This is a genomic window from Herbidospora sp. RD11066, from assembly GCF_054661255.1.
Genome location: NZ_BAAGDO010000014.1, coordinates 1 through 13,837 on the forward strand (window position 1 = coordinate 1; position 13,837 = coordinate 13,837).

11 protein-coding genes are annotated in these 13,837 nt (G+C 70.5%); 6 read left to right on the forward strand and 5 right to left on the reverse strand.

Annotated elements, in window-relative coordinates:
• Positions 1-78: 78 nt before the first annotated feature.
• The 3 genes from ACYQ78_RS36055 to ACYQ78_RS36065 all read right to left on the reverse strand — a co-directional run bounded on the left by ACYQ78_RS36055 (position 79) and on the right by ACYQ78_RS36065 (position 4,231).
• Positions 79-2,541: a CARDB domain-containing protein gene (locus ACYQ78_RS36055; RefSeq protein ID WP_459805467.1), complete on the reverse strand. Its 2,463-nt coding sequence runs from the start codon at positions 2,539-2,541 to the stop codon at positions 79-81.
• A 112-nt stretch (positions 2,542-2,653) separates the two neighbouring features.
• Entirely contained in the window at positions 2,654-3,529 is an 876-nt protein-coding gene (locus ACYQ78_RS36060) for a hypothetical protein (protein ID WP_459805468.1), read from the reverse strand.
• Between the two features lie 72 nt (positions 3,530-3,601).
• Positions 3,602-4,231 (reverse strand): class II aldolase/adducin family protein, encoded by a 630-nt coding sequence (locus tag ACYQ78_RS36065; RefSeq protein WP_459805469.1) that lies wholly within the window; start codon positions 4,229-4,231, stop codon positions 3,602-3,604.
• 273 nt (positions 4,232-4,504) lie between these two features.
• Here ACYQ78_RS36065 and ngcE point away from each other — a divergent pair, with 273 nt between their 5' ends.
• From ngcE to ACYQ78_RS36080, 3 genes are read left to right on the forward strand one after another with little or no spacing between them, the layout of a single operon-like run.
• Positions 4,505-5,956 carry an N-acetylglucosamine/diacetylchitobiose ABC transporter substrate-binding protein gene (gene ngcE, locus ACYQ78_RS36070; RefSeq protein ID WP_459805470.1) on the forward strand — a complete coding sequence of 484 codons (1,452 nt, stop codon included), beginning with the start codon at positions 4,505-4,507 and terminating at the stop codon, positions 5,954-5,956.
• Positions 5,957-5,959: 3 nt separating this feature from the next.
• Positions 5,960-6,895 carry a carbohydrate ABC transporter permease gene (locus ACYQ78_RS36075; protein WP_459805471.1) on the forward strand — a complete coding sequence of 312 codons (936 nt, stop codon included), beginning with the start codon at positions 5,960-5,962 and terminating at the stop codon, positions 6,893-6,895.
• A complete protein-coding gene (locus ACYQ78_RS36080) occupies positions 6,895-7,737 on the forward strand; it encodes a carbohydrate ABC transporter permease (RefSeq protein WP_459805472.1) in 843 nt (280 codons plus the stop codon). The genes ACYQ78_RS36075 and ACYQ78_RS36080 overlap by 1 nt, the downstream gene beginning before the upstream one ends.
• Position 7,738: 1 nt before the next feature.
• On the opposite strand, the gene ACYQ78_RS36085 is transcribed toward ACYQ78_RS36080, so the two are convergent.
• A complete protein-coding gene (locus ACYQ78_RS36085) occupies positions 7,739-10,306 on the reverse strand; it encodes an ATP-binding protein (protein WP_459805473.1) in 2,568 nt (855 codons plus the stop codon).
• Positions 10,307-10,410: 104 nt separating this feature from the next.
• On the opposite strand from ACYQ78_RS36085, the gene ACYQ78_RS36090 reads away from it, so the two are divergent.
• Positions 10,411-11,001 (forward strand): hypothetical protein, encoded by a 591-nt coding sequence (locus tag ACYQ78_RS36090; protein ID WP_459805474.1) that lies wholly within the window; start codon positions 10,411-10,413, stop codon positions 10,999-11,001.
• 13 nt (positions 11,002-11,014) lie between these two features.
• Positions 11,015-11,260 carry a 4a-hydroxytetrahydrobiopterin dehydratase gene (locus tag ACYQ78_RS36095; RefSeq protein WP_459805475.1) on the forward strand — a complete coding sequence of 82 codons (246 nt, stop codon included), beginning with the start codon at positions 11,015-11,017 and terminating at the stop codon, positions 11,258-11,260.
• 7 nt (positions 11,261-11,267) lie between these two features.
• Here the strand turns inward: ACYQ78_RS36095 and ACYQ78_RS36100 are convergent, their stop codons facing one another.
• Entirely contained in the window at positions 11,268-12,110 is an 843-nt protein-coding gene (locus tag ACYQ78_RS36100; protein ID WP_459805476.1) for a spermidine synthase, read from the reverse strand.
• 70 nt (positions 12,111-12,180) lie between these two features.
• Between ACYQ78_RS36100 and ACYQ78_RS36105 the strand changes: the two genes are divergently transcribed.
• Positions 12,181-13,791: a penicillin-binding transpeptidase domain-containing protein gene (locus tag ACYQ78_RS36105; protein ID WP_459805477.1), complete on the forward strand. Its 1,611-nt coding sequence runs from the start codon at positions 12,181-12,183 to the stop codon at positions 13,789-13,791.
• The last annotated feature ends 46 nt before the right edge of the window (positions 13,792-13,837 follow it).

Consider the following 13,837-nt stretch of genomic DNA (forward strand, 5'->3'; position numbering starts at 1 on the left):
AACTCCACTACGCCCGGAGGTCTTCTTCGTGATCAATCACCGATGGCCATGTGTCACCAAGATCTCGGCCAAGTACAGCTAGGCGACGGTGACGCGGGTCGCGCAGGGGGCGTAGCCGACCAGGTCACCCGGATAGGTGATCTCCGTCGGGGGAGTGCGGAGGGTCGCCGAGAAGCGGCCGTCCGCGCCGGTGGTGAGGCGTTCCACGTCGCGGCATGTGATCAACACCGTCGCGCCCGCGACCGGCGCGCCCGAGGCCGTCGTCAGGCGGCCCGAGGCGCTGGTGCGGCTGACGTCCAGTTCGGTCAACCCGGTCGCCAGGCCCGCGCGGACCTCGATGGTGCCGCCGCCCGCCGGGACCGGGACGTCCGAGCCGGGGTCGTCGATCGTGGCGATCACCTTGACCGTGTTGGGGGTCCGCCAGACCTCGGCCTCGCGCACCCGGTCGGCGAAGGCCGGTTCGCGGGCCACGCACTCGACCATCACCTCGACCGGGCGGGTCTCGCCGGGGGCGAGCATCACCCACCGGTGCTCCAGGTAGGTCCGGCACCAGTCGAGGGTCTGCTCGGCGTGCAGGTTCACCCGCACCGGGCGGTCGTCGTAGGGGTTGGTGACCGTCACCGGGACGGTCCTGCGGTCGTAGGGGGAGGCGGCGGCCGTCCAGACGATCGTGTAGTTCGACTGGGCCTCGTTGTTGGCCGCGCTGACCTCGCCCTGGTGCGGGGCGATCCGCACCACCACGCAGTAGTGGACGAAGCTGAGCGGCACGATGGAGAAACCCCGGGCCGGGGGCCGCCAGACCGTGTGGAAGTCGCGGGTGCCGCCCGCCGGGACGTCGGCCACGTCCCAGCCGAGGAAGGTCTCCGGGCCCGACGACGACACGGTGAAGTCCTTCACCCAGAACCCGACCCGGACCTTCGACGCGTCGCGCCCGCCGGTGTTGCGGACGGTGGCGGTGATCGTGTTGTCGTGGCCGGCCCACGGGATCGGCAGGCCGGTGGCGTTGGTGACGGCGATGTCGGGGCTGCGGTAGTCGGTCGCCCACGGCCGGATCGACGGGTCGGGGCCGTCCGGCCACGCCACCACGGCGGGAACCGGCTGGTAGGTGACCCGGACCCGCGCGCGGTCGTCGTCGGCGGCCAGCACCTGGACGCGGAAGGAGGCGCCCGCGTCCGGTTCCTCGTAGTCGGCGCCGACGGGCAGCGCCGCGCCCTTACTGTCGCCGTCGCCGTCGTCGGGGAGCAGCCGGATCGGGCGGCGGGCGACCGGCGGGTGGTACCACCCGGCCACGACGTCGGTGCCCAGGACGACCCGGTCGGCGGGCATGTTCTGGTCGGCGAGGTCCGCGTCCTGGCTGGAGCGGTACTCGAAGTAGTAGCGCCAGCCGTCGGCCACCTCGATCTCCAGTCCGGCGCGCTCGCCCGGCTGCGGGCCGCCACGCAGGAGTTCGGCCGCGGTGAGCACGACCTCCTCGTCCACCGGCCTCTCCACCAGGAAGTCGTAGCGGCGCAGCCACGACGGGTCGGTCCAGCCCAGCGCCAGCGAGTGGGGCAGGGTCAGCGCGGAGTAGGCGCCCTCGTTGGCCATCACGTCCCAGTCGCCGAGCGCGCGGGGGTCGTCGGAGTACATGTCGCCGAGGCCGATGGTGTGGCCGATCTCGTGGGTGAGCGTCTGGAAGGCGCGGCGGGCGTTCACGCTCTCCCAGTCGGCGGGCATGACGACCCAGGGCAGCGACTTCCACCACCAGCCGAGGGGGGCCGAGAGGGCGAACGTGCCGCCGGAGGCGATCGGCCAGCTGAAGAGCCCGCCGCCGGGGGAGGCGACCACGACCACGCAGGTGTCGACCTTCGTGAAGTCGATGTCGTGCTGGGCCCGCCACAGGGCGTCGGCGATCAGGTCGTGACCGGCCCGCATCGTCCCGTCGACGGACACGTGGTAGCCGCCCCAGGTGCGCGGCACGGTGACGGTCGACTCGCCCGCGGGGACGACGTCGAGCTCGCCGCGGGAGACCTCGCGGAAGTAGTCGCGCACGCTGCGGACCACGCCGTCGCGGCCGGTCACCCCGCCCGCGAGCGCGGCCCGGTAGGTCGACCGGGTGCCCGGCGGGAGGGTGGTGTCGGCGGTGTTGACGTACACGATCGCGACCCTGCGGGTGCCCGACACGGGGGTCGGGCCGAGGCGGAAGGTCGTCGGCAGCAGCGTGTTGAGCACGGAGCCCCAGGCGCCGGAGACCGGATACATGGGGTTGGCCCCGGTGAACGCCATCGGCGGCCCGTCGGCCGCCGGCGGTTCCTCGGTGATCGTGAAGGGGGCGGCGGCCAGCACCGCGCCGCCCGGGTCCCTGACCTCCAGCGTGTACGACCCGGGGTGCGGCCCGGCCAGCAGCATCACCTCCGACCGGGCCCGGCCCGCGTCCGCCGACTCCGACAGGGCGGCGTATCGGGGACCCTCGGCGATGGCGAAGGTGACGTCGTCCCAGGCCAGACCGCCTAAGTCCACCGGAACCCGGGCGTATCCGCCCCGATGGATCGGCTCGCTCAAGGTTCGTACGTGTACCGGCCGCATGGAATTCCTCCCGGGAACAGGGGCGTGTCCGTAGAACGGTGACACGCCGCCCGCGCCCGGCACCCCGGTGAGGAACCCGGAGGAACCCCTAGTTCAGGCAGGTCGCGACGGAGTTCGCCGGCCAGCAGTTGTTCGGCGAGTTGTCCCGGACGCCGCTCCGGTGCATCGTCACGGCGCCGCCGGGCAGCACGAGCACGCCGCCGCCGGGGGCGACCGCCTTGTTGAGCCGGACCCAGGTGTTGTCGAGCGAGGTGGTGCCCGCGCTGGCGATGCCGGCGCCCGTGCCGTTGGCCGTCACGTTCCCGTTGACGAGGCTGCGGACCACCTTCGAGGTCTTGCCCGCCGCGGTGAAGATGCCGGCGCCCTGGTTGTTCAGCGCGTTCCCGACCACGGTGCTGTCGATGATGTGCAGGTCGCCGTCGTTGTAGATCCCGGCGCCGTTCCCGACCAGGGTCAGGTTGGCGGCGAAGATCGAGTTGCGGATCGTGGCGGTGCCGTTGTTGCGCAGCCCGGCGCCGTTGCCGGTGGTGGCCGAGTTGCCCGACACGGTGACCCGCCGCAGGTAGAGCCTGCCGGCGTTGAGGATGCCGGGGCCGTCGCCGGTGAGGAGCTGGCCGTTCAGGATGAACACGTCCTCGACGGTGAGGTCGCCGGTGAGGCCCACATCGAGGATGCGGAGGCCGGGCGCCGACATGTCGCGCCTGATCGCGGTGTTGGCCGTGCCCTTCAGCGTGATCTTGCCGGTGATCTGCGGGAGCGCCGCGACCAGGTTGTAGGAGCAGTTCGGCGCCAGCTTCAGGACGGCCGGAAGGGCGTTGGCCGAGACGATCGCGTTGTGCAGCGCGGTCGGCGTGCACTGCACGTGGATCGTCCGCACCACCGGGTGCGGCGCGGCCACCGCCGGCGCCTGCACGGCGGCGACCGCCACCCCCGCGACGAGTGCGGCATTGACGAGCATTCCCATCGTGTCCCCCTATTGGCGAAAGATGCCAGGGGACATTCGATCAACGTGAGGTTCCCGCGAAGGAGCCGACGATCAGGCGTTGCCCGAACCCTTACTCGCCCTTGCGATCACCGCGACCAGTTCGTCCTCGGTGAGGACGCGCGGCGTGCCGACGCCCAGGGCCCGCACGTAGACCTCGCACAGCCACTCCAGCAGCCGGGTCGCCTCGAACGCCTCCTCCAGCGTCCGGCCGATCGACACACTCCCGTGGTTGGCCATCAGGGCGGCCTGCCGTCCGTGCAGCGCCTCGACGACGTGGGCGGCGAGTTCGGGGGTGCCGTAGGTGGCGTACTCGGCGACCCTGACCGTGCCGCCGAGCAGGAGCGCGTTGTAGTGGATCGGCGGGAGCTCGGTCAGCGTCGAGGCGACCACGGTGCCGAACATGGCATGGGTATGGACCACCGCCCGCGCTCCCGTCGCCCTGTACAGCGCGAGGTGCATCGGGGTCTCCGACGACGGGGCCCGGGAGCCCGAGACGATCTCGCCGTCGAGGGTCAGCACCGGGCAGTCGTCGGGGGTCAGCGCGTCGAGGGCCACCCCCGACGGGGTGACCGTGACCAGGGAGTCGCGGCGCACGCTGAGGTTCCCTGAGGTGCCGATGACCAGGCCGAGAGCGGCGGCGCGGTGCCCGTACCGGCACAACTCCTCTTGGAGCTCCTTCATGGCGATCACTTTATCTCTCAGCCGGTCTATACCAGTAGAGCCCCTATGGGGCATAAGATGCAGTAAAGCTCGGCTGTAAAGAGGGGGTCGTCCCATGTTTAAAATCCCCCAAAAGCAGGCAAAACACCCCGATTGGCTCACGTACCATCGCGGTCACGTCACAGGTTGGTCTAGACCGACCCGGACACCTTGACGATGCTCCGGCCTCGCTCGTACGTTCACGAACGTTTAGGAAACTTTCCTAATTGATCCCCCCGGCATCAGGAGAGTTGGATGACCACCACGCCCCGTGACATCACGCGCCGCCAGCTGCTGGCCCGTGTCGGACTGACCGCCCTCGTCGCCGGCCCCTTCCTGGCCGCATGTGCCACCGGTGGCGGCGGCTCCGCGGAACCCGCCCCCTCGGCGGCGGCTCCGACGACCGGCGGTGCGAGCGCCTCGGCGAACAACCCGTTCAACGTCAAGGCCGACGCCCCCCTCGAAGTCATCATCTTCAAGGGCGGCTACAGCGACGAGTACGCCACCCAGTCGCACGAGCCGCTCTACAAGAAGGCGTTCCCGGGCGCGACGATCAAGCACCAGGGCATCCAGACCATCGGGCAGACCCTCACCCCGCGTTTCGCCGGCGGCGACGTGCCCGACGTGGTCAACAACTCCGGCACCGACAACCTCGACGGCGGCGCCCTGATCAACGCCGGTCAGCTCCTCGACCTCACCCCGCTGTTCGAGGCCCCGAGCGTCGACGACCCGAGCAAGAAGGTCAAGGACGTCATCGTGCCCGGCACGATCGAGTCGGGCCTGGGCGGCGAGCCCGCCAAGCCGTACACCCTGAACTACGTCTACACCGCCTACGGCCTCTGGTACGACGCGAAGCTCTTCGAGAAGGAGGGCTGGACCCCGCCGAAGACCTTCGACGAGTTCAAGACCTTCGCCGAGGCCGCCAAGGCCAAGGACATCGTCCCGTTCGGCTACGCCGGCAAGAACGCCAGCTACTACGCCTACTGGATGATCCTGATCTCCGCCGGGAAGATCGGCGGCAACAAGATCCTGATCGACATCGACAACCTGGCCGACAACGCCTGGAACAACGACGCCGTCAAGCAGGCCGCCGCCGCGTGGGCCGAGATCGGCAAGTTCATGGACCCGGCCTACGAGGGACTCATCCACACCGAGGTCCAGACCCAGCAGAACCAGGGCAAGATCGCCTTCTACCCGTCGGGTTCGTGGCTGGAGGCCGAGCAGGCCAAGGACACCCCCGAGGGCTTCGAGTACGCCATGGTGCCGACCCCCTCGGTCACCGCCGCCGACGCGATGCCCTACGAGGCCATCCGCGCCGCCGCCGCCGAGGGCTTCATCGTCCCGTCGAAGGCCAAGAACGCGGCCGGCGGCCTCGAATACCTGCGCCAGATGCTCTCCAAGCAGGGCGCCCGCGACTTCACCGAGAAGACCAAGTCGCTGACCGTCGTCATCGGCGCCACCGAGGGCCTGACCCTGTCGCCCGGCCTCACCTCGGTCGCCGCGGCCCAGACCGCCGCGGGCGCCAACGTGGTCACCTTCTCCTCCTTCGAGGGCTGGTACAAGGAGCTGGAGACCGAGCTGCGCAAGCAGACCAACGCCCTCATGTTCGGCCGCATCAGCGCCGAGGAGTTCGCGACCAACATGCAGAAGGCCGCGGACAAGACCAAGGCCGACTCCGAGATCATCAAGCAGACGCGGAACGTGTGACCCATGCGGCAAGGCCGGCTGACGCCGGGGGCGGTCAGGAAGTGGGGCTTCATCGCCTCCTTCCTGGCCGCGCCGCTGGCGATCTACATCATCTTCTTCGTGAGTCCCAACCTGCAGGCCCTGCAGCTCGCGCTGACCAACTCACGCGGGATCTCCCCTGACTTCCAGTACGTCGGCCTGGACAACTTCACCCGGTTGTTCGACGACGAGGTGTTCTGGGCCGCGGTCCGGCATCACGGGCTGATCCTGCTGGTCATGCCGCTGGTCACGATCGCGATCGCGCTGTTCTTCTCTTTTCTGCTCAACCTGGGGGGCGGGCAGAAGAACGGGCAGCTCACCGGGGTGTGGGGGTCGTCCTTCTACAAGGTCGTCTTCTTCTTCCCGCAGGTCCTGGCCGTCGTCATCGTCGGCGTGCTGTTCCAGGCGGTGCTCAACCCGCAGAAGTCGGGCATCCTCAACAGCGTGCTCGGCTGGTTCGGTGTCGATCCCGTCGGCTGGCTGATCAAGCCCGACCTCGCGCTCTGGACGATCATCGGCGTGATGGTCTGGCAGGGCGTCGGCTTCTACGTCGTGCTGTTCAGCGCGGGCATGGCCGGGGTGCCGAAGGAGATCTTCGAGGCGGCCGCCCTCGACGGCGCCAACCGGCTCACGCTCTTCTTCAAGGTCACGCTGCCGCTGGTGTGGAACACCGTGCAGGTCGGCTGGGTCTACCTCGGGATCGCCGCCTTCGACGCGTTCGCGCTCGTCCAGGTGCTCTCGATCGACCGGGGCGGGCCCGACAACGCCACGACCGTCCTGCCGCTGGAGATCTTCCGGCAGACCTTCACCTACTACCGGTTCGGTTACGCGTCCGCGATGGGCGTCGCGCTGGTCTTCATGGTGCTGACGTTCGCGGCCCTCACGCTGCGGGTCACCAGGCGCGAGAGGATCGAGTACTGATGAAGAGGTCCTCGGGCCTGCTCGGCGGCGTCTCCCACGTGATGCTCGTGCTGTGGACGATCCTCACGGTGACGCCGATCGTCTACACGTTCCTCAACTCGTTCAAGACCAACACCGAGATCTTCGGTGACCGCCCGCTGGCCCTTCCCCAGCAGTGGGGCTGGGGCGCGTGGGGCCGCGCGTGGGAGACCTCGCGCATCGGCGAATACCTGATCAACACGATCATCGTGGTGGCCTTCTCCACCTTCTTCACGATGCTGCTGGGCTCGATGGCGGCCTACGTGCTCTCCCGGTACGAGTTCCGCGGCAACCGGATCATCTACACGCTCTTCGTGTCGGGGCTGTCGATCCCGCCGTTCCTCGCGCTGTCGGCCCTCTACAAGGTCGTCGACAACGTCGGCCTGCTCGGCACCCACACTGGTGTCGTGCTGGTCTACATCGCCTTCTCGCTGCCGTTCACGGTCTTCTTCCTGACGGCCTTCTTCAGGACGCTGCCCACCACGGTCGCCGAGGCGGCCATGATGGACGGCTGCGGCCACGCCCGCACGTTCTTCCAGATCATGCTGCCGATGGCCAAACCCGGCCTGGTCAGCATCACGATCTTCAACGTGATCGGCCAGTGGAACCAGTACCTGCTGCCGATCGCGCTGCTCCCGGGCGACAAGCAGGACAAGTGGCTGATCACCCAGGGCATCGCCAACATCTCGACCAGCGCCGGCTACGAGGCCGACTGGGCCGGGCTGTTCGCCGCCCTCTCGATGGCGATCATCCCGATCCTGATCGTGTACGTCATCTTCCAGCGCCAGATCCAGACCGGCCTGACCGCCGGAGTCGGCAAGTAGGTCACACCCCCAAGACGTTGGCGAGCGCCGTGCGCGAGGAGACCCCCAGCTTGCGGTAGACGTGGGCGAGGTGGTCGTCGACCGTACGGCTGCTCAGCATCAGGCGCGCGGCGATCTCCTTGCTGGTCAGGCCGGTCTTGGCCAGCTCGGCGATCTGCCGCTCGCGCTTGGTCAGCAGGTCTCCCTTGCGGGGACCGCGAGCCGCCAGGCGGCGCTGCTCGCGCTCGGCCTCCTCGGTCAGCACCGTCGAGCCGACCTCGACGGCCAGCGCCTTGGCCCTCGCGAGCGCCATGTGGCCGTCGTCCCGGAAGGGCGCGGTCATGATCAGCGTGCGGGCGACCTGGGGCCGCAGCCCCACCTCGGCGAACAGGTCCACCGACCGCACCGCCGCCTCCGCCGCCCCCGCGTGGTCGCCCTCGGCGGCCCGGACACAGGCCAGCGCGCGCTGCGCGAACGCCCGCTGGGCCGGGAGCGTCAGCGTCTCGGCGGCGATCAGGGCGGCGTTGGCGGCGGCCTTGGCCCAGGCCACCTCGTCGCAGCCGAGCAGCGCCTGGGTGAGGGTCTCCAGCCACATCGGCCGGTAGCCCGGCTGGCACTGCGGCATGCCGACCCCGCCGCCGATGCCGAGCAGCATCCACCGCGCCCGGTCGGGCTCCCCGGCGGCCAGCAGCACCTGCGCCGACAGGCTGATCGTGCTGGCCGACCACCAGCCGTCGACCCCGGCCACCGACTCACTCGCCCAGGTGGCCAGGCCGACCGCCCGCGGCAGGTCCCTGTGCGCGACCGCCTCGGCCAGGATCGAGCGGACCAGCGCCAGCAGGATCGGGCTGCCCGACTGGCAGGCGACGTCCTCCGCCTCCTCGCCGAGGGCGATCGCCTCGTCGAGGTGGCCGGTGCGGGCGCAGAGCTGGGTGAGGGCCATCAGCGCGTCGGCCAGCGAGCCGCTGCGGGGCAGCGAGCGGGCCAGCGCCAGCGCGCGGCGGGCATGCCTGTCGGCGTCGGCGTGCCGCTCCATGAACGACTCGGCCCAGGCCAGCCGGCTCAGCGAGGTCATGTCGCGGATGGCGTCGGCGTCGCTCAGTCCGTCGGCGGCCTGCGCGGCGACCTCGATGGCCACCTCGGCGGCGCCCGGTTCGCCCTCGTAGGCGGTGGCGAAGGCGAGCAGCGAGTAGGCCGCCGCCTCTTCGTCGGGGGTGTCGGAGACGGCGGCCGCGGCGGCGATCTCGGTCATCGTGGCCGGCACGTCGCCCAGGTGCAGGCGCAGGGTGGCCAGCTCGCGGTGCAGCCAGGCGCCGCCGCCGCCCTTGGCCGCCTCGTTGGCCAGCAGCGACACGGCCTCGGAGTAGCGGCCGAGCAGGCGTTCCACCACGGCGCAGGCGGCGACGAGCTCGTTGCGGTGCCCGGCCGGGAGGTGGGGGAGCAGTTCGTGCAGGGCCGCGCGGGCCTCCTCCAGGCGGCCGTCGTAGATGAGCGACTGGGCCAGCAGCACGTGCAGCTCGACCGACGTGCGGTCGGTCAGGTCGCCGACCAGCGGCTGCGCGGCCCTGAGCCAGTCGACGGCGGCGGCCGGGGCGATGTTGACGGCCTCGCGGGCCGCCGCCATCAGGGTCGGCAGGTCGCCGGGCTCGTGGCGGCTGGCGGTCCGGGCCACGTGGTGGGCGACCTCGCGGACCGGCGCGCCGAGGGCCGACAGCTCCCGGGCGGCCATCCGGTGGGCCAGCATGCGCCAGGCGGGGTCGGCGCCTTCGTACACGAGCTGCCGCAACAAGGGGTGACGGAAGCGGAAGCGGCCGTCGCCGGTGTCGCGGATGAGGTCGCGGGCGGCGAGCTCGCCCAGCACCGAGGGGATCGGCCCGAGCATCGCGACGTCGTCGGGGGTGAAGGCGTCGCCGAGCACCGACCCGGCCTGGGCGGCGAGCAGCTCCATGTCGGACAGCCGGGCCAGCTCTCCGGCGAGCAGCCCGGTCAGGGTCGACCCGGCGGCCCCTCCGGCCAGGCCCTTCAGGTAGAGCGGGTTACCGCCGCTCTCGTCGTGCAGCTCCCGCAGCTCCGGCCGGTCGCCGACGAGCTCCCGTGCCTCGCCGAGCGACATCGGCCCGAGGCGCAGCTGGACGTGCGGGATCGCCGCCGGTCCCGCCTCGGACAACGCCGCCGGTAATCGGCGGCCCGCCTGCCGGTCGCGGTAGGCGCAGACCAGCAGCAGCTCGCCCGCCGGGCGCCGGATCAGGTAGGCCAGCAGCTCGCAGGAGGCGGGGTCGGCCCAGTGGAGGTCGTCGAGGATCAGCGCCACCGGGCCGAGCTCGGTCAGGTGGTCGCGGACGGTCCGGGCCAGCGCCAGCCGGTCGCCCCCGCCCAACGGCCCGAAGGCGTCTTCGAAGACCCGGTGGGGCATCTCGCGCTCGAATTCGGTCGCCACCCCCTTGAGCACCTTGACTCCGCGCCTGTCGGCCTCCCGGGCGAACTCGGTCAGCAGACGGGTCTTGCCGATGCCGGGCTCACCGGTGACCTCGGCCAGGCCGCCGGTCTCCAGGGCTCCGATGAGGGCGGACAGTTCCGTTTCACGTCCCACGAACACGAAAGACAGTAAATCCCCGCAATCCTACGGATGCTAGGAGTTCAGTCAGGTGCGACGGTTAACTCGCCCGTCCGACAGCACTTCTGGAGTTCCAGTTGATGAACGAGTTCCCCTTCCCCTTCTACGGGGCGGGAGAGGCGAAGTACTACATGTGGGCCGAGGTCCACGTGCGGTTCGAGCGTGAACCCTCCAGCTACCAGCGTTCGGCGATCGAGTCCAGCTGCCCTGGACCGCTCCAGGACACCATCGACTGGGCCGACGGCCGTCAGCTCATGGTCGCCTCGGGCCTGTTCCTGCACGGCGCGCTCGCCCGCGCCTACCCCGCCAAGCCCGGCGACGAGGACTACCTCGGCGACGACGGCTGGTTCTACGCCGCCCACTCGCGCGTGGAGCGTTTCAATTCGGCCATCGAGTCGTGGCTGGCGTACGCCAACGACCACTGCCCGGTCATGGTCGCCTACCGGCAGGAGGACAGCGACAGCGGCGGCACCCAGTTCTCCCGCTGGCACGACTGGAGCGTCACCCAGCTTCCGCGCCTGATGTCCGACCTCGAACCGATACTGGCCAAGTCGATCGCGACGCGGCAGCAGACCCATGCCACCCACATGGTGCGCGGCATCATGTCGATGGCCCGCCGGGCCCGCGCCAAGGCCGCCACGCCCACCCCGGGAGGCTGGCCCCGGTTGTGAGACGGTGGAGGGCATGGAATGGACCAAAGACGGCGAGACGCTGCGGCGCTCCATCGACGCCCCCGACTTCCCGACCGCGATCCTGATCGTCGACCGGGTGGCCGAAGAGGCCGAGAAGATGAACCACCACCCCGACATCGACATCCGGTGGCGGACCCTGCACTTCACGCTCACCACCCATGACGCGGGCGGCCTGACCGACCTCGACTACCGGCTGGCCGAGCGCATCGACGAGATCGCCCGCTCCCACGGGGCCTGAGCGGGAGTTAACCGAAGACCGCGGGTGGCGGCACGGGAACCGCCACCGGGTCTCCGTCGTGGATGGCCTTGGCCCCCGCGACGAACCGCACCAGATCCTCACCCGACACGCAGCGCGCCTGCGTCAGCCCGCCGGCGGCCGCCCGCACGAGCCGGTCGAGCGGCAGATCGACGTTCGAGGCGACCACGATGAGGTTGCCGAACCGGCGTCCGCGCAGCACTCCGGGTTCGGCGAGCAGGGTGACGTGCCGGAACACGTTCTTCACCGTCGCCAGCAGCCGCCGGGCGAACATCAGGCCCTTGCCGTCGGCCACGTTGACCAGCAGGGTGCCGTGCGGCCGCAGGATCCGGGCCAGATCGCCCATGTACTCGGCGGTGGCCAGCTCCAGCGGCATGGTCGCGCCCGAGAACGCGTCGAGGATCACCAGGTCGGCCGAGGCGTCGTCGATGGTCGTCACGCCCTCCCGGCCGCCGGTGAGTTTCACCTTGAGCCGGGGCACCGACTTCAGCGAGAGCTGGTCCCTGACCAGCTGCACCAGCGCGTGGTCGGGCTCGATGACGATCTGCCGCGACCCCGGCCGGGTCGCCGCGACGTAGCGGGGCAGCGTGAACCCGCCCCCGCCCACGTGGGTCACGTCGAGGGGCCCCTCCGGCAGGCAGTCGACGGCGATGCCCATGAGCTGGACGTACTCGAAGTCGAGATGCGTGGGGTCGGCGAGGTCGACGTACGACTGCGGAACCCCGTCGACGAGCAGCATCCAGCCGTCGGGGTTGTCGAGGTCCCGCAGGAGGTCGACCTCGCCGAACACGACGAGGTAGCGGCCCGGTACCGGGTTCGTGGACTTCGCCATCAGAATCTCTCTGCCTGTCTTCTTCGCGTGGTATATCCAGGAGTGCACTCCGACCTCCCAGGAGAACCTAATGCGCAGGCGGCCCCTGCTCGTTCTCGTCGCGGCGGTCGTCACCATGTTCGTCGCCGGGGTGACGGGGCTCATCGTGAGCGGTCGCAGCGTGCCGCCTCCGGAGCCGGTGACCACCGCCACGCCCGAAGACGTGCCCGACGAGCTCACGGAGCCGGAGAACCCCAACCGCAACACCCCTCTGGAAGCGGGCACCGCCTACCTGAAGGTCTGGGAGAAGGGCGACCTGGCCGCGATGCGCGCGCTCGTCCACGACCCTCCGGAGGATTTCACCCCGCTGCACCAGGCCGCCGACTCGGCCCTGCGGGCGGTCGGCCGGGCCTTCACCCCTCTTTCCGTGGACGAGATCGACGACACCACCGCCGACCTGTCGTTCACGGGTGAATGGACGATGGCCGACGGCCCCCCGATGAAGCTGACCTCCACCGTCCGCCTGACCGTGGTCGGGCGCAAGTGGATGGTCGACTGGTCGCCCGACGCCATCTTCCCCGACCTCGAACACGGCGACGTCATCGAACGCCGTGACCTGCCCGGCGCCCCCTACCGGCTGGCCACCCGGGAGGGCGAGTCCTTACCGCCCAACAGCTACGCCGACTCCTACGTCGACGACCTGAAGGCGCACGCCCCGCCCAACCCGGAGACCGGCGGCTGGCGCGTGGTGATCGAGAAGCCGTTCGGCGACGAGGCCGAGGAGATCTACCGCCACGACCAGCCGGTCACCGAGGGCCCGGCCTTCAACACCACGATCGACAAGTACGTGCAGATGGCCGCCGCCCGCGCCCTCGACCCGGTGCAGAACCCGGCCGCCATCGTGGCGATCCGCCCCTCGACCGGCGAGGTGCTGGCCGTGGCCGACCGCTTAGGAGGAAAGGGCGCGTTCTCCTCGCCCTTCCCACCCGGCTCGACCTTCAAGATCGTCACTGCGGCGGCCCTGATCGGCGCGGGGGTCACCCCCGACCAGCAGGTGGCCTGCCCGGCGCAGTACCAGATCCCCGGCTGGCGCCTGATCAGCAACTACCAGAACCACGACTTCGGCACGATCAGCTTCCGGCAGGCCTTCGCCGAGTCGTGCAACACGACCTTCGCCCAGCTCGCGGTGGAGCGCGTGCCCGCCGCCACGCTGAGCGCCCAGGCCGCCGCCTTCGGCTTCGGCACCACGCTGTCGACCGGCGCGGGCGGCACCTGCGGCTCGCTGACCGAGCCGCACAACCCCGACGCGCTGGCCGAGGCGTCGTTCGGCCAGGGCACCGTGCAGGCCACCCCGCTGTGCATGGCGGCGGTGGCGGGGGCGGTGCAGAGCGGGGTCTGGCGGGCGCCGCGCCTGCTCACCGACGCGGGCGCCCAGCCGCCCGACGTCCCGCTCGCGCCCGGCGTGGCCGAGGGGCTGCGCGCGATGATGTCGTCGGTCGTCTCGGAGGGCACCGCAGAGAACACCGGCCTGCCCGCCGGGGTCAGCGGCAAGACCGGCACCGCCGAGGAGGCGGGCCAGGACGACCACGCCTGGTTCGTCGGCTTCAAAGACGACCTGGCCTTCGCCGTCTTCGTCAAGAACGGCGGCACCGGCCGTGACGTGGCCGTCCCGGTCGCGGCCCGGTTCCTGAATGCCCTGTAATCCTTGGCCGACATATGAGCTGAAACCGGGATATTTCGGGATAAGT